The following is a 20208-nucleotide window of genomic DNA, read 5'->3' as shown; positions in this document are numbered from 1 at the left end:
TCAAACTTCTATATGACTCAAGCCATTGAACTCCATGCCTGCGACGTCGGCGACATCCCGGAGTCCGGCGCAAGGAAATTTTGCCCGGCTGGCCGGCAGCCGATCGCGCTGTTCAAAATCGGCGGCAGTGTGTTCGCCACGGCGGACACCTGCACGCACGCCGAAGGCTCCTTGTCGGAAGGCTATGTGGAAGGCGACATCATCGTCTGTCCGGTCCACCCGGGCGAATTCCACATCCCGACGGGGAAGGCCTGCGCCTTTCCGGCGGAAAAGGACCTGCGTACCTTTCCGGTCCGTATCGACAATGGCCGGGTCTATGTCCAAGTGGAGCAAATGTAATGAACAACTCTGAATACAGGCCGCTCGTGGATCACCGCGGCGCACGCATTTCCAGCGAGGAACTGCGCTCCCTGGTCGACCTGAAGAGCGGCACCCTCGACCGCCGCATCTTCTGGGATGAAAGCGTCTATACGCTCGAGCTGGAGCGGATCTTCGCGCGCTGCTGGCTGTTTGTCTGCCACGAGTCGCAGGTGCCACAGAAGGGCGACTTCATCACCACCTATATGGGGCAGGATGCGGTGATCGCCTGCCGCACCGAGGACGGCTCGGTCAGCGTCATGCTCAACTCCTGTCCGCACCGCGGCAACCGGGTGTGTTTCGCCGACGAGGGCAATACCCGCCAGTTCGTCTGTAATTACCACGGCTGGTCGTTCGGGCGCGACGGCAGCCTGCTGGGCATGCACGAAGAGCAGGTTTACAAGGAATGCCACGACTTCGACAAGTCGAAGTGGGGGCTGCACAAGGCGCGCGTGGCCAGCTACAAGGGCCTGGTGTTCGCCACCTTCGACCCGGACATGGGTTCGCTGGACGACTATCTGGGCGACTTCCGCTGGTATCTCGACATCCTGCTCGACAATGACGAGGGCGGTACGGAATTTGTCGGTGGTGCGCTGACCTCGTCGATGCGCACCAACTGGAAATTCCCGGCCGAGAACTTTGCCGGCGACGCCTACCATGCCGGCTGGACCCACAATTCCGGCGCGCAGGCCATGCTGGGCCTGTCGGTGCAACTGCCGCCCGAGACCTACCAGGCGAACATGCATGGTCATGGCTGGGAGTTCGGCCTCGATGGTGTCGGCAACGTCGCGACCTTCGGCGACCGCACCGCGCTGCGCTATATCCGCTCGCGCCAGGAAGAGATTGCCAAACGCCTCGGCGAACTGCGTTCGCGCATGGTCGGCGCGGTGTCCTCGGCCACCGTGTTCCCCAATTTCTCGTTCCTGCCCGGCCATCAGACCTTCCGCGTCTGGCAGCCGACGGGGCCCCACTCGTGCAAGATTACGGTATGGGCGATGGTCAACAAGTCGGCCCCGGACGAGGTCAAGGAAGCCTACCGCAAGGGCGTGATGATGACCTTCTCGCCGAGCGGCGTGTTCGAATGCGACGACGGCGAGAACTGGGAAAACGCGACCCACGCCAATGCCGGCGTGGTCACGCGCCGCCAGCGCCTGAACTACGGGCTGGGTCTGGACAGCGGCGTCGAGCACGGCGAACTGAAGGGTAACGTCCACAAGCGCGCGATCAACGATGCGAACCAGCGCGCGTTTTATGCGCGCTGGCTGGAGCTGATGACGGCAGGGGAGGCAGCATGAGCGCCAATCCAGCCCACAGCCCGTCCGGCGACACGCTGGCCGACGCCGGCATGCTCGCCGAACTGACTGCCTTTCTGCACCGTGAGGCACGCCTGCTCGACACGGGGAATGTGGAAGGATGGTTGAGCCTGCTGACGGACGACGTGCACTACTTCATGCCGGCCCAGCCGGCGGTCTACAGCCGCAACCTCAAAAATCGCAGTGTCGGCGACAAGCTGGCCTTTTATGACGACGACCTCGACATGATCAAGCGCCGCATTGCGCGCATGATCCATCCGACCGCATGGAGCGAGGATCCGCCGACCCGGGTGATCCACCAGATCTCCAACATCGAGGCGTTCAATACCGCCACCGACGGTACGTGGCGCGTGCTGTCGGTCGCGGTTGTGTTCCGGTCCCGCAACGAAGCCGACCAGGACACCTTGTGGGCGCGCCGCGAAGACCTGGTGCGCCGGGTGGACGGCGAGCTGAAACTGGCCAAACGTCATGTGACGCTCGCGCATAACGTTTTGCTCGGCAAAAACCTCAACGTTTTCATTTGAGCGATGAACCGACTACACGACGAAGTGGTGCTGGTCACCGGCGGCGCCAAGGGCATCGGACGCGCGGTGGTCGAGCGCTTTGTGGCCGAGGGGGCGAAGGTGGTGGTGCTGGACCGCGACGCGGAGCAGCTGCACCTCCTGCGCGAACGCTATCCGGACCAGGTCGACACCGTCGCCGGCGACGTCACCGAATATGCCGCGCATGCCGGTGCGGTGGAGCTGGCGTTGGCGCGCTTTGGCAAACTGGACTGCTACATCGGCAACGCCGGTATATGGGACTGGTACCGCCGCATCGACCGCCTCGATCCCGAGGTGCTGGCACAAGTCTTCGATGCCATCTTCCGGGTCAATGTGATGGCCAATATGCTGGGGGTGAGGGCGTCGGTCGAAGCAATCAGGAAAACGGCCGGCAGCTACATCTTTACCGTATCGCCCGCCGGTTTTTACGCCGGCGGCGGCGGCGCCCTGTACACCGCATCGAAACACGCGATGGTCGGCCTGATCCGGCAGCTCGCGGCCGAATATGCGCCCCAGCTGCGGGTCAACGGCGTGGCGCCGGGCGGCTCCGCGACCGAACTGAGCGGACCGAAGGAGCTGCAGCTGGACGGACGCAAGCTGTCCGAGGATCCGCGCCTGGCGGCCATGATCGAAGCGGGTACGCCCCTGAAGAAGGTGTGGCGGCCGGAAGACCATACCGGCCATTACGTCCTGCTGGCCAGCCGCACCGATTCGCCCGCGACCACGGCGGCCATCCTGCACAGCGACGGCGGCATGGAGGTGCGCGGCGCCGGCTAAGTGAAAGTGTAGTAAGTTGCACGCTAGCAACCCATGTGATCATGCATCTGGCACGGGAGTCTTTTGACAGGTCGTTCAGTTCTCACAGCGCAATATAATTTCAACTTATGGAGACAGCAGTGAAAAAAATATTTCTTGGGATTGTGACTGGTGCAGTTGCAGTTGTGGCTTCCGGCAGCGCCGGCGCGCAGCAGGTGCGGGGTGTCTATCCGGACAAGGTGGTGTTCGGCATGCAGACCGACTTGAGCGGCCCCGTTGCCAACGTTGGCGTGGCGCAGTCGAGCGCGATCCGGATGCGCTTCGCCGAGATCAACCAGGCTGGCGGCGTGCATGGCCGCAAGCTCGAACTGGTGGTCGAGGATTCGGGCTATCAAATCCCGAAAGCGGTGCAGGCGGTGAACAAGCTGATCAACCGCGACAAGGTCTTCGCACTGATCGGCTCGATGGCGTCGGGACCGAACAATGCGACGCTGCCGACGCAGATCGCGGCCAACGTGCCGAACCTGTTCCCGAACGCCGCAGCGCGCTCGATGTTCGACCCCCACCATAAACTGAAATTTGCCAACCTGGTCACCTACGTGGACCAGGCGCGCACCAGCGTGAAATGGATGGTCGAGCAGCGTGGCGTCAAGAAGGTTTGCGTGCTCGCGATCAAGAGCGACATGGGCGACGAGGTGTTCCAGGGGGTGGCCCAGCAATCCAAGGTGCACGGCCTGCCGGAGCCGGATGTGGCCTATCACCGTCCGACCGACGTCGAGTTTTCCGCCTCGGTACTGAAAATGAAAAACGCCGGTTGCGGCGGACTGATGCTGGGCACGCTGGCGCGCGACACGGTTGGCATCCTGTCGGCGGTCAAGGCCTTGAACTGGGACATTCCGGTCATCGGCGCCGCGGCAACCCAGGAGCCCGCCGTGGTGGAGGCGCCGGGCGGCATCGCGGAAGGTTTCATGGTGGCCAGCTTGATGAACACGGCCTACGCGGATGACCAGAACAAGGCTGCGGCGGCCTGGGTCAAGCAGTACGAAGCACGCTATAAGCAGCATCCGAGCGTGTACGGGCAATGGGCATACACCTGGGCCGATCTGGTCGTCAAGGGCTTGCAGAACGCCGGCAGGAACCTGACTGTGGACAGCTTCATCGCCGGCCTGGAATCGGTCAAGAACTACCAGGACATCTTCGGCAGCCCGAAGCTGTCGTTTGGCCCGAACCAGCACATGGGCGCCACCTCCCTCTTCCTGGTCGCGGTCAAGAACGGCCGCTTCGTGCGCATCACTGACGAACTGAAGTACTGATCCGGGCGGCAGCGGGCAGGGTCGACTCCGGCCGTGCCCGCTGCCCGTCACGGCGGTGGACACAATATGAGCACAAAAACGGTAGCGATCGTTGGCGCTGGGCAGGCCGGATGCACGGTCGCGCTCAGGTTACGCAAGTATGGCCACACGGGGCCAATCCTGCTGTTCGGCGAGGAGGCCGCGCTGCCCTATGAGCGCCCGCCGCTGTCCAAGGCCTTCCTGGCCGCCGGCGACGTACCGCTCAGTCCGATCGGCTCGGCGGCGGACTGGGAGGCGGCCGGCATCCGGCTGCATCTGGGCGAGCGGGTGGAGGGGCTGGACATGCAGGCACGTCGAATCGCCAGCAGCAAGGGCGAGTACGCCTACGATGATCTGGTGCTGGCGACGGGAAGCCGGGTCAACCGCCTTTCCGCCGGCATGGACGGCAAGGTGCACTACCTGCGTACCGAGCAGGATGCGCGCGCCATCCGCAGCGCCGCTGCGCGCTCGGCGGTTGCGCTCGGGGCAGGCGTGATCGGCATGGAGCTGGCGTCGACGCTCGCTTGTGCAGGGGTTGAAGTGACGGTGGTCGCGCCCGAGCCCTGGCCGATGGCGCGCATCCTGCCGGAGCCGGCGGGGCGCCATCTGGCCGGGCTGCACGGCGCGGCCGGCGTGCGGATGGCGCTCGGCGAGTCGCTTGCCAGCCTGGACACGCATGCGGCATCGATGCGTGTCGGCCTGGCATCCGGGCGGGCGATTTCCGCCGACATCGTTGTGGCGGGCATCGGTGTGCGCCCCAACATCGAACTGGCGCAGGCGGCCGGCCTCGCCACCGGACGCGGCATCCGCACCGATGCGTTTGGCAGGACCGGTGCCGATGGCGTGTTTGCCGCGGGCGAGGTGGCGCAGTGGCGTCATCCGTTCTATGGCGCGGAGGTGGTGTTCGAAAACTGGACCCACGCCATCGCGCACGGCGACCTGGTGGCCAGAGTCATCAGCGGACAGGCGGCGCAGCCATATGACGAGCTGCCCTGGATGTGGTCGGACCAGCTTGGCCAGAACATCCAGGTACTGGGCCAGCCCGAGCCCGATCTGGAATGGGTGTTGCGCGATTACGGCGACGGCCAGAAGGTATGGTTCGGCATGGACCCGGTATGCGGGCTGCGGATGGTGGCCGCGTTCAACCGGGGCCGCGACATCCGGCCCTGCAAGCGGCTGTGCCAGGAGAGCCGCCCGCTGGACCGTGCCGCGCTGGCGGATCCGGCCGTGGAGCTGCGCGTCCTGTAGGCAGGCCCACCTGTGGTGTTTAACTTACTTCGAGGAGCGAGCGCGTGCCAATTCTTACCAAGGGCAACCTGCATATCGACTATACCGATGAGGGGCAGGGGCAGCCGGTCATCCTGGTGCACAGTTCGGCCAGCGGCAACCGCCAGTGGCGCGCGCTGACCGAGGACCTGAAGGACCGCTACCGCGTGCTGGCCGTGAACATGTACGGCTACGGCAAGACCACGGTCTGGCCCGGCTCGGGGTCGCAGTCGCTGTATGCGCAGGCGCAGCTGGTGCTGGCATTGTGCGAGCAGCTGGAAGGCCCGATCCACCTGGTCGGCCACTCCTTCGGCGGTGCGGTCGCGCTGCGCGCGGCCATGCTGCTCGGACCGAAAGTCGAGAGGCTCGTGGTGTTCGAGCCCAATCCCTTCCACTTGATCAAGCAGCTCGGGCCCATGGAGGTGTACCTGGAAACGCAGGAGATGCTGCATCACGTAAAGTGTTATGGCGCGCTGCGCGACTGGGCGCAGGTGGCGCAGCGCTTTGCCGATTACTGGTCGGGCGACCATGCCTGGGACAACATGGCGGGCGAGCGCCGCGCGGCGTTTGCCGCCGCCATCATTCCTTCGCTGTACGAGGCGGAGGCCCTGTCGGCCGAGGACAGTACCATCGACGCATACCGCAAGATTGCGGCGCGCACGCTGCTGATGTACGCAGCGATCACCCGGCCCCCGGTGTATGCCCTGGTGGACATTTTTGCGCGCGAATGCCCGCACTGGACCATCACCAGGGTGGATGAGGGTGGGCACATGGCCCCGCTGACAAGGCCCGATGTCGTCAATCCGCTGATCCGCGAATTTCTCGGCGCGCGCGAGCACTGAGCCCGCGGACGGCGCGCGCCGGTCGCAGGCCTGGTCAGGCGCGCCGGGCCGCCCGCTTGCGCGCCGGCGCCGGTGGCCGCTCGTCGCCCGCCTCGGCGACGCCATGCAGCTTCGCTCCCAGCACGAGTTCCTCGACCGCCGTATAGACCAGTGGCGATTCCTGTTCGCCGCTCTGGACCAGGATATTACGGCCCGCCACGTAGCCGTAATACAGGACGGCGCGCGCGCGCGCTTCGAAGGATTCATAGCCGATCTGCTCGAACAGCCGCGCGATGTAGTGCGTGCGCGCCTTGTCCACCCCCTGCAGGACCTTGCGCACGGCCTGGTCACGGCGCGCCCACGCGCGGATTGCCAATTCCAGCGGTCCGCCCGGGGTATCGGCGGTTTTCAGGTGGCTCAGGCGGTAAAGCGCACGCAGGCGTAACCCGGCATCTTTCACGCCACTGTCGAGGCGCGCGATCACGTTGGTGGTGGCGGTACTTTCCCACGATTCCAGCACCGCATCGAGCAGCTCCTGGCGGTTCGCAAAATGCGAATAAAAACTGCCTTTCGTGATGCCAAGCTGCTCGGCCAGTACCTCCACCCGCACGCCATCGATGCTCTTCTTGATCAGCGCATCCATTGCCGCGGCAATCCAGTCCTCGCGGGTGAGCCGCGTGTTGGGGCCGGGCAAGCGCTTTTTGGGTTTCTCTTGCGCTGCCGGTTCGCCTGCGGCTTCTTTTATTTTGGGCATGTGGTTTTCCTCTTGAGGCCTGCGGGAAGATACAAGTCGTTGTGGGCTTCGCTGCCCGGCACCCCGCGGCAGGACGAATTCTATAGCGTCTTGCCACAACGGCCATAAAATTTTTTGCCGGCGCAATTCCTGAGACTCGCAGAAAAAAAATCCTGTTGCAAACATACTGCATCGTATGTTTTAATAATCCCACTACTAGATACACAAAAACAGGTTCTTCGGCGACGGAGAACGGGGAGACAGGGGGGCGCGACAGCAGCGTGTCGCGCGCCCAAACCGGCACACCTTCGATGCCGGATCACGCCGCAAGCATGACGGCAGGGCGCGCCTGATGGTGGCCGCTTCATGTCCGACCCGCTGCGCACGCACGTCTCCAGTATTCAAACGATGGTTCATGCGCGGAGGGGTAATACGTGTACTCGTTTCTTCAAACGGCAGTGAGCGGTGTGTCGCTGGGCTGCGTCTATGCGCTCATTGCGCTCGGGTTCGTCCTGATCTACAAGGCGACCGAAATGGTTAACTTAGCGCAGGGCGAGCTGATGATGCTCGGCGCCTACGTCGGCCTGATGATTTTCGGTGCCGGCTTCGGTTTTACCGCCACGCTGCTGGGTACGGCCGGCTTCATGTTCATCTTCGGTTATGTGCTCGACATGGCGCTGTTGCGGCGCGTGCTGGGCGAGCCACAGTTCGTCGTGGTGACGCTGACCATCGGGCTGTCGCTGGTGTTCCGTGGCCTTGCCGCCACCGCATGGGGCGCCGAGGCGCAGAACTTCAACATTCCGTTCAGCGTCGGTACCGAAACCTGGTTCGGCATGATGTTCCCGCGTAAGCACCTGTTGATCATCGCCGCCGCCATCGTCCTGTTCACCGCGCTCTACTACCTGTTCGCCAAGACCCGCATCGGCATCGCGATGCAGGGCACGTCCCAGAACCAGCTGGCGGCCAACTATGTCGGCATACCGGTCAAGCGGATCTTTTCGCTGATCTGGGGCATCTCGGCCGCGGTCGCGGGGCTGGCCGGCATTTTCGTGGCGCCGGTGGTGCTGGTCGATCCCAACATGGGCGTGGTCGGCATGAGCGCGTTCGCAGCAGCGGTGCTGGGCGGCTTCGGATCGATTCCAGGCGCGGTTGCGGGCGGCATCATCATCGGCCTGGTGCAGCAACTGGCCAGTTTCTATCTGCCGCAGGGGTGGGGCGAGGCCGCGCCCTACCTGCTGATGCTGGCGGTACTCGTGGTCTCGAAAGAAGGCCTGTTCGGACGCGTCGGTCAAAAGAAAGTGTAATCATGCGTATCATTCAGAAGACTTCCTATGACCAGGACATCCGGATCTTCCCGGACCTGGTCGAAGCGGCGCCTTACCTGGTGCTGGTGCTGGCGCTCGTGCTGGCCCCGTTCATGCTCGGCGTGTTCTACGTGAAAGAGCTTGCCTTCGTCCTGATCCTCGCGATCGCGGGCCTCGGTCTGATGCTGCTGACCGGCTATGCGGGCATGGTGTCGCTCGGTCACGGCGCCATCATCGGCATCGGCGCCTACCTGCATACCTTCCTGCTGAACAAGGGCGTGAACTTCTTTGTCTCGCTGCCGCTGACGGTGGTGCTCACGGCGCTCGGGGCCACCCTGATCGCCGCGCCCGCGCTGCGGCTGGCGGGCATGTATCTGGCGATCGCGACGCTGGCCATCGCGTTGCTGCTGGAAATCCTGTTCACGCACTGGGACGCTTTCACCGGCGGCATCCAGGGGATGGCCGTACCGCCGGTGGCGTTCGCGGGCGTCGAGCTGCTCGATCCGGTCGTGTTCTATTTTGTGTGCCTGCTGCTCGCCATCGTCAGTTTCCTGGCTGTGAAAAACCTGCTGCGCGGCCGCACCGGACGTGCGTGGATCGCCCTGCGCGACTCCGAGGTTGCGGCCAAGAGCATGGGGATCAACACCACCCACTACAAGATGGCGGTGTTCGCCGTGTCGGCCGCGCTGTGCGGCCTGGCCGGTGCGCTGTTGGCCCATTACAGCGGCTATATTTCGCCGGATTCGTTCAACTTCCTCCTGTCGATCAAGCTCTTGATCCTGATCGTCGTGGGTGGCGTCGGCACGCTGCATGGCGCGGCGATCGGCGCGATCTTTGTCGGCATGCTGCCCCAGGCGACCGCGGTGGCGCGCGATTATTTCCCTGGCTCAATCGCCGAGCTGCCCAGCTTTGAAACGATTCTGTTCGGCGTGATCCTGGTCGGCATCATCCTGTGGGAACCGCGCGGCCTGTACGGGCGCTGGCTCAAGATCAAGTACTTCTTCGAAGTGTTTCCGACCTACCGCAAGGCGACCTATTCGCGCCAGAAGACTTTCATGAAATCGGAGCGCGTGCGATGAGTATGCTCAGTGTGCAGGACCTGACCATCACGTGGGGCGGCGTGACAGCGGTCAAGGATTTGAGTTTCGAGGTGATGCCGAAGGAGATCTTCAGCATCATCGGCCCGAACGGCGCCGGCAAGACCACGACGCTGAACATGATCAGCCGCCTGTACAACCCGAGCGCCGGCTACATCCGGCTGGACGGGGAAGACATCACCCGGCGCGGCGCGCACGAGGTGGCCGGCATGGGCATGGCGCGGACCTTCCAGAATATCGAACTGTTCGAACATGCCAGCGTGCTGGACAACCTGCTGATGGGGCGCCATGCGGTCACCAAAGGCTCGCTGCTGGGCGACATGCTGTTCGTGCCCGGCGCGTGGCGGCGCGAACGCGACAACCGCCGGGTGGCGGAGGAGGTGATCGATTTCCTCGAAATCGAGCGCTACCGCAACTCGACGGTGGCGGGCTTGCCCTACGGCGTGCGCAAGCAGGTCGAGCTGGCGCGCGCGCTGTGCATGCGGCCGAAACTGCTGCTCCTCGACGAGCCGTGTTCCGGACTCAACCCGGAGGAGCGGCGCGACATGACCTTCTGGATCCAGGACTTGCGCAACCTGCTGGGCATGACGGTGATCCTGATCGAACACGACATGTCGGTGGTGGCCAAGGTGTCGGACCGTGTGCTGGCGCTCAATTACGGCGAAGTCATGGCACTCGGCACGCCGGCGGAGGTACAGCGCAATCCGCAGGTGATCAAGGCGTATCTGGGAGATCAGGCATGAGCGAACCGATTCTGAGCGTGGCCAACCTGGAAGCCTACTACGGGCCGATCATGGCGATCCGTGGTGTGTCGCTGCAGGTCCATCCAGGCAAGATTGTGGCCGTGCTGGGCGCGAATGGCGCGGGCAAGACCACCTTGCTCAAGACGATTTCCGGCATTCTCGACCCGCGCAAGGGCAGCGTGACCTTCGAGGGCAAGCAGATCCAGAAGAAAGACCCGAGCGCGATCGTGCTGGGAGGCCTGAGCCAGGTGCCGGAGGGACGCGAAGTGTTCCCCTTCCTGACCGTGCGCGAAAACCTGGTGCTCGGCGCCTGGACCCGCAGCGACCACGAGGCGATCCGCGCCGACATCGAGCGCCAGTTCGAATACTTCCCACGTCTGAAGCAGAAGGAGCGCACGCCCGCCGGCCTGATGTCGGGCGGTGAGCAGCAGATGCTGGCGATCGCACGTGCACTGATGGCGCGTCCGCGCCTGCTGCTGCTCGACGAGCCCTCGCTCGGGCTGTCCCCCGCGCTGGTGAAGGAAATTTTTTCGATCATCCAGCGTATTCGCGCCGACCAGGGGATCGCCATTCTCGTGGTCGAGCAGAACGCGGGGATCGCGCTCAGCGTGGCCGACTACGGCTACATCATGGAAAACGGGCGGATCGTGACCGACGGCGCGGCCAGCGTATTGATGGAGAAGGACGACGTGAAGCAGTCCTACCTCGGTCATCAGGATGAAGGCATACGCGGCGAACGCCGCTGGAAGCAAAGGAAAACCTGGCGATGACAAGTTCTGCGATGACAAACTCGACACTGGCCACAGCGCGTTCCACGGACGAGGCGCCCCCACCCCGCAGCGTCGCGCTTGCTCCGCGCGAACCGCGGACCCTGGCGCGGCACTTCTGGTCGCGTGCGCATGAATGGGCCGAGCGCATCGCGATGCGCGAGAAAATCTATGGCGTGTGGCAGGAATACACGTGGGCCGACTACGGCGAGCGCGCCCGGCTGGCCGGCATGGCACTGCGTGCGCTCGGGGTGGCACGCGGCGAATGCGTGAGCATCATGTCGGAGAGCCGTTCCGAGTGGCTGTTTGCGGAAATCGGTGCCCAATGCATCGGCGGTATCTCGGTCGGGATCTATACCACCGATTCGGAGCAGCAGGTGCAATTCCTGTTGGGCGACTGCCGTGCGGTGGTCCATGTCGTCGAGAACGATGAGCAGCTCGACAAGATCCTCGCGGTGCGCGAGGCGCTGCCTCACCTGCGCAAGATCGTGGTGCTCGACACCAAGGGACTCGACCGTTTCGCGGATCCCCAAGTCATGAGCTACGCGGCGTTCGAAGAGCTCGGCCGCACCTATCTGGCCGGGCACCCGGACGAATGGGAGTCGCTGCTGGGCAGCATCGCGCCAGCCGACACGGCGATGCTGATCTATACCTCGGGCACCACCGGCCAGCCGAAGGGCGCGATGCTGACCCACGCCAACCTGGTCTCGCAGTTCGATGGCTGGGACAAGTTGTGGCAGATGAATCCTGGAGAAGAGCAGCTGTGCTTTCTGCCGCTGTGCCACGTGGCCGAACAGCTGTTTTCCGTGCTGATGCCGATGCACTGGGGAACCACGATCAATTTTGCCGAAGGACCCGACACCGTGTCCGAGAACATCCGCGAGGTGTCGCCTCATGCCTTCCTTTCGGTGCCGCGCGTGTGGGAAAAATTCTTCAGCTCGATCGACCTCGCCATGAAGGACGCGACCTGGGCGGCCAAGAAAATCTACGAGTGGGGCCTGGCAGTCGGCTACCGGGTCACGGACCTGACCCTTGACCGCAAGCCGGTGCCGCTGCTGCTGCGTGCCCAGTACCTGCTGGCTCACTTTGCGGTACTGCGCCCGGTCAGGACCCTGCTGGGACTGGAGCGCGCGCACTTCGTGGTGACCGGCGCGGCGCCGATCTCGCCGGCGCTGATCCGCTGGTACCTGGCGATCGGGGTGCCGATGCGCGAGGCCTACGGCATGACCGAAACCACCGGCCTGATCTGTATGCCGCCGGCCGGTGACTTCCGGCTCGGTTATGTCGGCGCCGGCAGCAACAACATCAGCCTGAAGATCTCGGACGAAGGCGAAATCCTGATCAAGGGCCCGAACATCTTCAAGGGTTACTTCAACCTGGACGAGGTGTCGGCCAACGCGTTCACCGCCGACGGCTGGTTCAAGAGCGGCGACGTCGGCCACATCGATGGCGGCCAGTTGCGCATTACCGACCGCCTGAAGGACATCATCATCACGTCCGGGGGCAAGAACGTGACGCCGTCCCTGATCGAGAGCGAGCTCAAGTTCAGTTCCTACATTACCGACGCGGTTGTCATTGGCGACAAGCGCAAGTACCTGACCTGCCTGATCATGATCGACCAGGAAAATGTGTCGCGCTTCGCCCAGGACCACAACATCCCGTTTACCGATTATGCCTCGCTGTGCGCGCGGCCGGAGATCGCGGCCCTGATCGAAGGTGAAGTGCAGAAGGTCAACGCCAAGTTTGCGCGCGTCGAGCAGATCAAGAAGTTCCGTCTGATCGACATCCAGCTGGATGCCGAGGACGAGGAACTGACGCCGACGATGAAACTGAAGCGCGCGTTCGTCAACAAGAAGTACGCGGCGCTGATCGACGCCATGTACAAGGAATAAGACAGGGGATGTGTATGAGTGAACAGACTTTCGATGCCGTGCGCCTTGGCGACGAACTGTACGAGGCGTGGAAGACGCGGTCAGTGCTCGAGCCGTTCACCGCGCGCTATCCGTCGATGACGGTCGAACAGGCCTACCGGGTGCAGGAACAGATGATTGCGCAGCGCATCCAGGCGGGCGAGAAAATCGTCGGCAAGAAGATCGGCGTGACGTCGGCCGCCGTGATGAACATGCTGGGCGTGTACGAACCGGACTTCGGCTATCTGCTGGACGGCATGATTTACAACGAAGGGCAGGCGATCGAGATGAGCACCCTGATCCAGCCCAAGGCGGAGGGCGAGATTGCGTTTGTGCTCAAGCGCGACCTGATGGGGCCAGGCTTGTCCAACGCCGATGTGCTGGCCGCCACCGAATGTGTGATGCCATGCTTCGAAATCGTCGACTCGCGCATCCGCGACTGGAAAATCAAGATTCAGGACACCGTGGCCGACAACGCCTCCTGCGGCGTGTTCGTGCTCGGTGACCGCGCGGTCGATCCGCGCAAGATCGACCTGTCGCTGTGCGGCATGGTGCTCGAAAAGAACGGCGAAGTGGTGGGCACCGGCGCCGGCGCCGCCGCCCTCGGCTCGCCGGTGAACGCAGTGGCGTGGCTGGCCAATACGCTCGGCAGGCTTGGCGTGCCGCTCAAGGCAGGTGAAGTGATCCTGTCCGGATCCCTTGCTGCGGTGTTTACCGCGCAAGCCGGGGACAATTTCAGGGTGTCGATCGGCGGTCTTGGCAGCTGCTCGGTTCGGTTCCAGTAGGCGGGCAGTGGGAAGCTCAACTTAACAACGACAAGGATGGGGCGACAATGAACAAGATCAAGTGTGCGATTATCGGCTCCGGCAATATCGGCACCGACCTGATTTACAAAATCCGCCGCAGTGCGCTGCTCGAGCCGGTCTGGATGGTGGGGATCGATCCGGCATCCGAGGGGCTGGCGCGCGCCCGCGAGATGGGATTGAAGGTCACCGCGGACGGCGTGGACGGCTTGCTGCCGCACGTGCGCGCCGACGGAATCCAGATTGCGTTCGACGCCACCTCGGCCTACGTGCATGCGGAGAACTCACGCAAGCTCACCGAGCTCGGCGTGCTGATGATCGACCTGACGCCGGCGGCGGTCGGTCCGTTGTGCGTGCCGACGGTGAACCTGAAGCAGCTCGCGGGACGCGGCGAGAAGAACGTCAACATGATTTCCTGTGCCGGCCAGGCCACCATCCCGATGGTAGCCGCGGTGTCGTCGGTGCAGCCGGTCGAGTACGCCGAGATCATGGCCAGCCTGTCGTCCAAGTCGATCGGCCCCGGCACCCGCAAGAACCTGGACGAGTTCACCTACACGACCTCGAACGCGATCGAGAAGGTGGGCGGTGCGAAGCTCGGCAAGGCAATGGCCGTCATCAACCCGGCCGAGCCACCGATGATCATGCGCAATACGGTGTATTGCGAAACCGAAGGTGAACCCGACCGTGACGCGATCACGGCCGCGGTGCTGGCGATGATCGGGGAAGTGCAGCGCTACGTGCCGGGTTACAGGCTGGTCAACGGCCCCGAGTACGACGGCCGCAAGGTATCGATCTACCTTGAAGTCGCCGGCCTCGGCGACTACCTGCCCACCTACGCCGGCAACCTCGACATCATGACGGCAGCCGCCGCCCGCACCGCAGAAATGTTTGCGGAAGAGATGTTCTCGAACCAGGCAATCAAGGCCACCAACACGGAGGTAGCGTAATGTCGCTCAAGGGAAGAAAAGTATTTCTGCATGATATGTGTCTGCGTGACGGCATGCATGCCAAGCGCCACCAGATGACCCTGGACCAGATGGTTAGCGTGGCTACCGCGCTGGACGATGCCGGCGTGCCGCAGATCCAGATTACCCATGGTGACGGGCTGGGCGGCGCCTCGCTGATCTACGGCCGTCCGCGCCACAGCAACGAGGAGTACCTGAACGCGGTGATTCCCAAGCTTAAGCGGGCGAAAGTGTCGGTGCTGCTGGTGCCGGGCCTGGGGACGATGAAGCAGCTGCAGTCGGTCCGCGAGTGCGGTGTGCATAGCGTGCACGTGGCGACCCACTGTACCGAAGCGGATGTGGCCGAGCAGCACGTCGGTTTTGCGCGCAAGCTGGGGATGGATACCACCGGCTTCCTGATGATGGCGCACCTGGCGCCGCCCGAGGAAGTGCTCAGGCAGGGCCTGCTGATGGAGTCGTATGGCGCCAACTGCGTGTATGTGACCGACTCGGCCGGCTACATGTTGCCCGAGGACGTCAAGGCGCGTGTCGGCCTGCTGCGCGACGCACTGAAACCCGAGACCGAGCTGGGTTTCCACGGGCACCACAACCTCGGCATGTCCATCGCCAACTCGATCGCGGCGATCGAGGTCGGCGCCAACCGTATCGACGGCTCGGTCGGCGGCCTTGGCGCTGGCGCGGGCAACACGCCGCTGGAAGTATTCGCGGCAGTCTGCGACCGCATGGGGATCGAAACCGGGGTCGACCTGTTCAAGATGATGGATGTGGCCGAGGACGTCATCCTGCCGCTGATGGACCAGCTGATCCGGGTCGACCGGGAGTCGCTCACCATCGGCTACGCCGGCGTGTATTCGACCTTCCTGCTGTTCGCGCGGCGCGCGGCCGAGAAGTACGGAGTGCCGGCGCGCGACATCCTGGTCGAGCTGGGCAAGCGCAAAATGATCGGCGGGCAGGAAGACATGATCGAGGATACCGCCATGACCATGGCCAGGCAGCGAGGATTGCGGGCATGACGCTCGGGCTGGCAGAGATTGCGCGGCTGGCCGCCGAACTCGATGAATGCGCGCGTGAGGGCGGCGACGCCGCCCAGGTCACGCAGGCAGACGGCGCTTTCGGTATCAAGGATGCCTACGCGGTGCAGGACGAGATTCGCCGCAGGAAGCTTGCACAGGGCCGGCGTATCGTCGGATTCAAGGTTGGCCTGACCTCGGCCGCCGGACGGGCGGCCCTGGGGGCACAGGGCCCGTGCTTCGGTTTCCTTGCCGATGATTTCGCGTTGCCGGACCGCGGCGTCTGCGTGCTGGGAAAAATGCGCCGTCCGCAGGTCGAGGCGGAGATCGTCTTCATCACCAGGGCGGCGCTCAAGGGGCCGGGTTGCCATATCGGGACGGTATTGGCGGCGACCGATTTTGTTCTGGCGGGCATCGAAATTGTCGATTCCCGATACCGCGACGGGCAATTCGGCCTGCCGGGCATGATTGCCGGCAATGCATGCGCTGCGCGCTTCGTGCTTGGCAGCAGGGCCGTGCAGCTCGATGAGGTCGACCTGCGCACGGTCGGCATGGTATTGGAGAAGAATGGCAAGGCAGTCGCTTTCGGCGCCGGCGCCGCGGTCTTGTCGCATCCGGCGGCGGCCGTGGCGGCGCTGGCCAACCATCTCGGCGCACGCGGTGAACAGATTCCCGCGGGCGCGCTGGTGTTTTCGGGCTCGATCGCCGGCGCCGTGCCGGTCGAGGCCGGCGACAGCGTGACCCTGCGCGTGCAGGGCATGGGCAGCACGGGCGTCAGGTTCGTCGCCTAGATCGATCCGGGACCGATGTGGCGCGCCCCGGCGGCGCATGGGCCGTGATGGCCCATGGATCAGAAGGCCGCGATGCCAGTCTGGGCGCGGCCGAGGATCAGCGCGTGGATGTCGTGCGTGCCCTCGTAGGTGTTGACCACTTCGAGGTTCACGAGGTGGCGCACGACACCGAATTCGTCGCTGATGCCATTACCGCCCATCATGTCGCGTGCCAGCCGCGCGATGTCCAGCGCCTTGCCGCAGGAATTACGTTTCATGATCGAGGTGATCTCGACCGCGGCCGTGCCCTCGTCCTTCATCCGGCCGAGGCGCAGTACGCCTTGAAGGCCGAGCGTGATCTCGGTCTGCATGTCGGCCAGCTTCTTCTGGATCAGCTGGTTTGCGGCCAAAGGCTTGCCGAACTGCTTCCGGTCGAGCACGTACTGGCGTGCCCGGTGCCAGCAATCCTCGGCGGCGCCCAGCGCCCCCCATGCGATGCCGTAGCGCGCCGAATTCAGGCAGGTGAACGGCCCCTTCAGGCCGCGTACGTCCGGGAAGGCATTTTCTTCAGGGCAGAACACGCCATCCATGACGATCTCGCCGGTAATGGAGGAACGCAACCCGACCTTGCCATGGATGGCGGGCGCCGACAAACCCGTCCAGCCCTTCTCCAGCACGAAGCCACGGATGGCGCCCTCGTCGTCCTTTGCCCAGACCACGAAGACATCGGCTATCGGGCTATTCGTGATCCACATCTTCGAGCCTGTGAGCACGTAGCCGCCGTCGACCTTCCGTGCGCGCGTTACCATGCCGCCGGGGTCGGAACCGTGGTCCGGTTCGGTCAGGCCAAAGCAGCCGATCCACTCGCCAGTTGCCAGCTTCGGCAGGTATTTCTGCTTCGTCGCTTCATTGCCAAACGCGTCGATCGGCACCATCACCAGGGATGACTGCACACTCATCATCGAGCGGTAGCCGGAGTCGACGCGCTCCACTTCGCGCGCAACCAGCCCATAGCTGACGTAGTTCAGGCCCGAGCCTCCATAGTTCTGGGGAATCGTCACGCCCAGAAAACCGAGCTCGCCCATTTCGCGGAAGATCGCGATGTCGGTTTGCTCGCGGCGAAATGCTTCGAGCACACGCGGAGCAAGACGCTCCTGGCAGTAGGCGTTGGCCGACTCGCGCACCATGCGCTCTTCGTCGCTCAGCTGTTGATTCAGCAGCAGTGGGTCGTCCCAGTGAAAAGCGGCGGACGTATTCTTGGAACTCATTTCGAACTCGTTGGCAAGTTGATGGTCCGGCCACTGTACAATCAGGATGCAAGGACGACAAACGTTTTATTCGCACTCACTTGTGCGAGAAGCGCACTTCAGACCACGAGAACACTGCCAAGCCATGCGCCGCAAAATTCCTTCCACGCTCGCCCTGTCCGCCTTCGAATCCGCCGCCCGACACCAGAGCTTTACCAAAGCGGCTGAGGAACTGGCGGTGACCCAGAGCGCCATCTGCCGCCAGATCGGTGCACTCGAGGACTTCATGGGCGTGGAGCTGTTCCGTCGCGGCCGACGTGGCGTGACCCTGACCGAAGCTGGACTTGCCTACAGCAGAAAAGTGACCGCCCGACTGGACGACGTCGAACGGGATACGCTGGAACTGATGGCCAAGGGTGGCCAAGGCAGGACACTGGAGCTTGGGGTGGTGCCGACGTTTGCGACGAAATGGCTGCTGCCGCGCCTGCCGAGGTTCGCCGCGCTCCATCCCGACATCACCGTCAACCTGAGCGTGCGCACGCGCCCCTTCCTGTTCGACGAAACCCCGCTGGATGCAGCCCTCCACGCCGGTCAGACAGTCTGGCCGGGGACGCAAAGCAGCTTCCTGATGCACGAGAACCTGATCGCGGTGTGCAGTCCCAGGCTGATTGCAGCACCTGTCAGGCTCGAACGGGAAAGCGACTGGCAGTCTTTCAGGCTGCTGCAGATCAGCACGCGTCCATACACGTGGCGCGACTGGTTCCAATCCTGTGGTATGGCGGTCGAAGGTGCGTTGGCCGGCCCGCGTTTCGAGCTCTTCTCGATGGCAGCCGAAGCCGCCGTACACGGTATGGGCATCGCGCTCATCCCTCGCCTGCTGATAGAGAATGAGTTGGAACGCGGCCTGCTGATTCCGGTGACGAGCCACGAATACCGGAGTGACCGTTCCTACCACATGATTTATCCCGAAGGAAAGTCCGATAACACGGCCTTGACGACGTTTCGTACCTGGATCGAAGCAGAGGCTTCCGATTACCGCCAGGCGATGGGACTGGGTTAGCCGCGGGCCTCTTTGCTGACTCCCGAAAGGGACTGCCCGAAACGGAAACGGCCGTTCCGTACATAGCAAAAGCTTATTTGTCAGCCAGAGTGCAGCGAAGTGCATTTGCCTGTTGCGCGACATGGTCGCGGCCTACAACAGCGAATACCTTCATTCCCTTACGGGCCATTGCGGAAAGACGGTCCACCATGCCGATGTCGCGGAAAGTACTGGACCGTGCATTGACCTCATTCGTGATTATTCCACCTGTCTCCGTTGATTGTGCTTTCGCATCGAACCAGCGCGAGGGCGCCTGCCACCATTGTGCTGGTTCCTGCCAGTAGCGGCGGTAGGCCTGTGCCACGTCAGCCGAGGTCCGCAACGGGATTGCGCCGAGGCCGATACCGGCCGCGCGTTCCAGCAGTACCTCGATGGCGCGCGCGATCTCCGAACGGAGTCCTGTATTCAAAAGCATTCCCCCGATTAATCGGTCTCTTGTACCGTGCCCGGAGGAGGGATGAGCGCTGATGGGTGTTATAGAGCGGCGGAAAGCGATTGAGTCCGGGCGGCTGAGCGCGGAAATTGGCGGGGGCAACTTAACCCCGCTGATACAGCCCTGGAATGCTTGTCGCAATGAAGCTTGAAATTTTGAGCTCTTCGCTATTTCGCGATCGTCCACCATCAATGCACCCTCTACCATGTCGCATGTTAACCAGCATAGGTAGTTGCAGATGTTGTGGAGCCGTCGATTTGTAGTACCGCCTTCAACGCTCGCTTGTCTTGTGGGAAGGACTCGCACGGTAATCCCCCCACAAAAAGAGCGCGTTCAGAAGTAGAATTTTCTACTTAAGACACAGAAAGCTCTACATGAAGACGTCCCGCTTTACCGACAGCCAGATCATCGCCATCCTCAAGCAAGCCGAAGCCGGCAGCCCGGTACCGGAGCTGTGCCGCGAGCACGGCATCAGCAACGCCACGTTCTACAAGTGGCGGTCCAAGTTCGGCGGCATGGATGCCTCGTTGATGGCACGCATGAAGGAGCTGGAGGAGGAAAACCGACGCCTCAAGAAGATGTATGTCGAGGAGCGTCTCAAGGCCGAGATCGTGGCGGAGGCGCTCACAAAAAAATGGTAGCGCCATCTCAGCGGCGAGAGATAGCGCAATGGGCGGTAACGGAGCGGGCAACTACGGTCAAGCTGGCGTGCAAAGCGTTTGGCATCAGCCAGACCTGCTACCGCTACAAGGCCAAGCTGGACGCGGAAAACGTCCTCATTGCCGACTGGCTGGTGCGGCTGACAAACAACCAACGCAACTGGGGCTTTGGGCTGTGCTTCCTGTACCTGCGCAACGTGAAGGGCTTCAAATGGAACCACATACTATGATCTGACCCGCTTATATTCTGGAGGCAGCCATGGATATGCACGTTGGTTTGGA

Annotated in this window: 20 protein-coding genes and 1 pseudogene; 18 read left to right on the top strand and 3 right to left on the bottom strand. The window is 63.3% G+C overall.

Features of this window, described 5'->3' with window-relative positions:
• The first annotated feature begins 12 nt into the window (after window positions 1-12).
• From AB3347_RS25300 to AB3347_RS25270, 7 genes are all read left to right on the top strand, one after another.
• A complete protein-coding gene (locus AB3347_RS25300) occupies window positions 13-339 on the top strand; it encodes a non-heme iron oxygenase ferredoxin subunit (protein WP_369094423.1) in 327 nt (108 codons plus the stop codon).
• Window positions 339-1652, top strand: coding sequence for an SRPBCC family protein (locus AB3347_RS25295; RefSeq protein WP_369094422.1), 1314 nt, complete (start codon window positions 339-341; stop codon window positions 1650-1652). Before AB3347_RS25300 ends, AB3347_RS25295 begins: the two co-directional genes overlap by 1 nt.
• Window positions 1649-2194, top strand: a complete 546-nt coding sequence (locus AB3347_RS25290; RefSeq protein ID WP_369094421.1) for a 3-phenylpropionate/cinnamic acid dioxygenase subunit beta — start codon at window positions 1649-1651, stop codon at window positions 2192-2194. The genes AB3347_RS25295 and AB3347_RS25290 overlap by 4 nt, the downstream gene beginning before the upstream one ends.
• Before the next feature lie 3 nt (window positions 2195-2197).
• Entirely contained in the window at window positions 2198-2989 is a 792-nt protein-coding gene (gene hcaB, locus AB3347_RS25285) for a 3-(cis-5,6-dihydroxycyclohexa-1,3-dien-1-yl)propanoate dehydrogenase (protein ID WP_369094420.1), read from the top strand.
• 164 nt (window positions 2990-3153) lie between these two features.
• The gene (locus AB3347_RS25280; RefSeq protein ID WP_369094419.1) at window positions 3154-4281 is read left to right on the top strand and encodes an ABC transporter substrate-binding protein; all 1128 of its coding nucleotides are present in this window, start codon (window positions 3154-3156) and stop codon (window positions 4279-4281) included.
• A gap of 66 nt (window positions 4282-4347) precedes the next feature.
• Window positions 4348-5547 (top strand): NAD(P)/FAD-dependent oxidoreductase, encoded by a 1200-nt coding sequence (locus AB3347_RS25275; protein WP_369094418.1) that lies wholly within the window; start codon window positions 4348-4350, stop codon window positions 5545-5547.
• Between the two features lie 44 nt (window positions 5548-5591).
• On the top strand, window positions 5592-6407 hold the full coding sequence (locus AB3347_RS25270) for an alpha/beta fold hydrolase (protein ID WP_369094417.1): 816 nt from the start codon (window positions 5592-5594) through the stop codon (window positions 6405-6407).
• 34 nt (window positions 6408-6441) lie between these two features.
• Here the strand turns inward: AB3347_RS25270 and AB3347_RS25265 are convergent, their stop codons facing one another.
• Window positions 6442-7140 carry a TetR/AcrR family transcriptional regulator gene (locus AB3347_RS25265; RefSeq protein WP_369094416.1) on the bottom strand — a complete coding sequence of 233 codons (699 nt, stop codon included), beginning with the start codon at window positions 7138-7140 and terminating at the stop codon, window positions 6442-6444.
• A gap of 413 nt (window positions 7141-7553) precedes the next feature.
• Here AB3347_RS25265 and AB3347_RS25260 point away from each other — a divergent pair, with 413 nt between their 5' ends.
• Genes AB3347_RS25260 through AB3347_RS25220 form a run of 9 tightly spaced genes read left to right on the top strand, consistent with a single transcriptional unit; the run spans window position 7554 to window position 16509 of the window.
• A complete protein-coding gene (locus AB3347_RS25260; RefSeq protein ID WP_369094415.1) occupies window positions 7554-8423 on the top strand; it encodes a branched-chain amino acid ABC transporter permease in 870 nt (289 codons plus the stop codon).
• A 2-nt stretch (window positions 8424-8425) separates the two neighbouring features.
• Window positions 8426-9502: a branched-chain amino acid ABC transporter permease gene (locus AB3347_RS25255; RefSeq protein WP_369094414.1), complete on the top strand. Its 1077-nt coding sequence runs from the start codon at window positions 8426-8428 to the stop codon at window positions 9500-9502.
• On the top strand, window positions 9499-10263 hold the full coding sequence (locus tag AB3347_RS25250; protein ID WP_369094413.1) for an ABC transporter ATP-binding protein: 765 nt from the start codon (window positions 9499-9501) through the stop codon (window positions 10261-10263). Before AB3347_RS25255 ends, AB3347_RS25250 begins: the two co-directional genes overlap by 4 nt.
• Window positions 10260-11033, top strand: coding sequence for an ABC transporter ATP-binding protein (locus AB3347_RS25245; protein ID WP_369094412.1), 774 nt, complete (start codon window positions 10260-10262; stop codon window positions 11031-11033). Before AB3347_RS25250 ends, AB3347_RS25245 begins: the two co-directional genes overlap by 4 nt.
• An 11-nt stretch (window positions 11034-11044) precedes the next feature.
• Entirely contained in the window at window positions 11045-12922 is a 1878-nt protein-coding gene (locus AB3347_RS25240; protein WP_369094411.1) for a long-chain fatty acid--CoA ligase, read from the top strand.
• Between the two features lie 14 nt (window positions 12923-12936).
• Window positions 12937-13725, top strand: coding sequence for a 2-oxopent-4-enoate hydratase (gene dmpE / locus AB3347_RS25235; RefSeq protein WP_369094410.1), 789 nt, complete (start codon window positions 12937-12939; stop codon window positions 13723-13725).
• A gap of 47 nt (window positions 13726-13772) precedes the next feature.
• Window positions 13773-14690: an acetaldehyde dehydrogenase (acetylating) gene (locus AB3347_RS25230; protein ID WP_369094409.1), complete on the top strand. Its 918-nt coding sequence runs from the start codon at window positions 13773-13775 to the stop codon at window positions 14688-14690.
• Window positions 14690-15721, top strand: coding sequence for a 4-hydroxy-2-oxovalerate aldolase (gene dmpG, locus AB3347_RS25225; RefSeq protein WP_369094408.1), 1032 nt, complete (start codon window positions 14690-14692; stop codon window positions 15719-15721). Before AB3347_RS25230 ends, dmpG begins: the two co-directional genes overlap by 1 nt.
• Window positions 15718-16509 (top strand): fumarylacetoacetate hydrolase family protein, encoded by a 792-nt coding sequence (locus AB3347_RS25220; protein WP_369094407.1) that lies wholly within the window; start codon window positions 15718-15720, stop codon window positions 16507-16509. Before dmpG ends, AB3347_RS25220 begins: the two co-directional genes overlap by 4 nt.
• Before the next feature lie 59 nt (window positions 16510-16568).
• On the opposite strand, the gene AB3347_RS25215 is transcribed toward AB3347_RS25220, so the two are convergent.
• The gene (locus AB3347_RS25215) at window positions 16569-17756 is read right to left on the bottom strand and encodes an acyl-CoA dehydrogenase (protein ID WP_369094406.1); all 1188 of its coding nucleotides are present in this window, start codon (window positions 17754-17756) and stop codon (window positions 16569-16571) included.
• 124 nt (window positions 17757-17880) lie between these two features.
• On the opposite strand from AB3347_RS25215, the gene AB3347_RS25210 reads away from it, so the two are divergent.
• On the top strand, window positions 17881-18795 hold the full coding sequence (locus AB3347_RS25210) for a LysR substrate-binding domain-containing protein (protein WP_369094405.1): 915 nt from the start codon (window positions 17881-17883) through the stop codon (window positions 18793-18795).
• Between the two features lie 73 nt (window positions 18796-18868).
• Here AB3347_RS25210 and AB3347_RS25205 read toward each other — a convergent pair whose 3' ends face one another.
• Window positions 18869-19243, bottom strand: a complete 375-nt coding sequence (locus AB3347_RS25205) for a hypothetical protein (RefSeq protein ID WP_369094404.1) — start codon at window positions 19241-19243, stop codon at window positions 18869-18871.
• A gap of 398 nt (window positions 19244-19641) precedes the next feature.
• Between AB3347_RS25205 and AB3347_RS25200 the strand changes: the two are divergent.
• Window positions 19642-20147, top strand: a pseudogene (locus AB3347_RS25200) (transposase); the annotation flags it as partial.
• Window positions 20148-20208 lie beyond the last annotated feature (61 nt).

The sequence above is a fragment of the Massilia sp. X63 genome (genome assembly GCF_041023745.1).
Taxonomy (GTDB): domain Bacteria; phylum Pseudomonadota; class Gammaproteobacteria; order Burkholderiales; family Burkholderiaceae_D; genus Telluria.
Note: the sequence above shows the minus strand (reverse complement) of the source record. Positions and strands in the feature narration are given on the sequence as shown.

What these genes read in the sequence shown, in the direction of transcription:
- AB3347_RS25295 (WP_369094422.1), top strand. Translation starts at nt 339, where the DNA reads ATGAACAACTCTGAATACAGGCCGCTCGTGGATCACCGCGGCGCACGC.
- AB3347_RS25265 (WP_369094416.1), bottom strand. Translation starts at nt 7,140, where the DNA reads ATGCCCAAAATAAAAGAAGCCGCAGGCGAACCGGCAGCGCAAGAGAAA.
- AB3347_RS25250 (WP_369094413.1), top strand. Translation starts at nt 9,499, where the DNA reads ATGAGTATGCTCAGTGTGCAGGACCTGACCATCACGTGGGGCGGCGTG.
- AB3347_RS25230 (WP_369094409.1), top strand. Translation starts at nt 13,773, where the DNA reads ATGAACAAGATCAAGTGTGCGATTATCGGCTCCGGCAATATCGGCACC.
- AB3347_RS25220 (WP_369094407.1), top strand. Translation starts at nt 15,718, where the DNA reads ATGACGCTCGGGCTGGCAGAGATTGCGCGGCTGGCCGCCGAACTCGAT.
- dmpG (WP_369094408.1), top strand. Translation starts at nt 14,690, where the DNA reads ATGTCGCTCAAGGGAAGAAAAGTATTTCTGCATGATATGTGTCTGCGT.
- AB3347_RS25255 (WP_369094414.1), top strand. Translation starts at nt 8,426, where the DNA reads ATGCGTATCATTCAGAAGACTTCCTATGACCAGGACATCCGGATCTTC.
- hcaB (WP_369094420.1), top strand. Translation starts at nt 2,198, where the DNA reads ATGAACCGACTACACGACGAAGTGGTGCTGGTCACCGGCGGCGCCAAG.
- AB3347_RS25290 (WP_369094421.1), top strand. Translation starts at nt 1,649, where the DNA reads ATGAGCGCCAATCCAGCCCACAGCCCGTCCGGCGACACGCTGGCCGAC.
- AB3347_RS25300 (WP_369094423.1), top strand. Translation starts at nt 13, where the DNA reads ATGACTCAAGCCATTGAACTCCATGCCTGCGACGTCGGCGACATCCCG.
- AB3347_RS25210 (WP_369094405.1), top strand. Translation starts at nt 17,881, where the DNA reads ATGCGCCGCAAAATTCCTTCCACGCTCGCCCTGTCCGCCTTCGAATCC.
- dmpE (WP_369094410.1), top strand. Translation starts at nt 12,937, where the DNA reads ATGAGTGAACAGACTTTCGATGCCGTGCGCCTTGGCGACGAACTGTAC.
- AB3347_RS25215 (WP_369094406.1), bottom strand. Translation starts at nt 17,756, where the DNA reads ATGAGTTCCAAGAATACGTCCGCCGCTTTTCACTGGGACGACCCACTG.
- AB3347_RS25275 (WP_369094418.1), top strand. Translation starts at nt 4,348, where the DNA reads ATGAGCACAAAAACGGTAGCGATCGTTGGCGCTGGGCAGGCCGGATGC.
- AB3347_RS25245 (WP_369094412.1), top strand. Translation starts at nt 10,260, where the DNA reads ATGAGCGAACCGATTCTGAGCGTGGCCAACCTGGAAGCCTACTACGGG.
- AB3347_RS25240 (WP_369094411.1), top strand. Translation starts at nt 11,045, where the DNA reads ATGACAAACTCGACACTGGCCACAGCGCGTTCCACGGACGAGGCGCCC.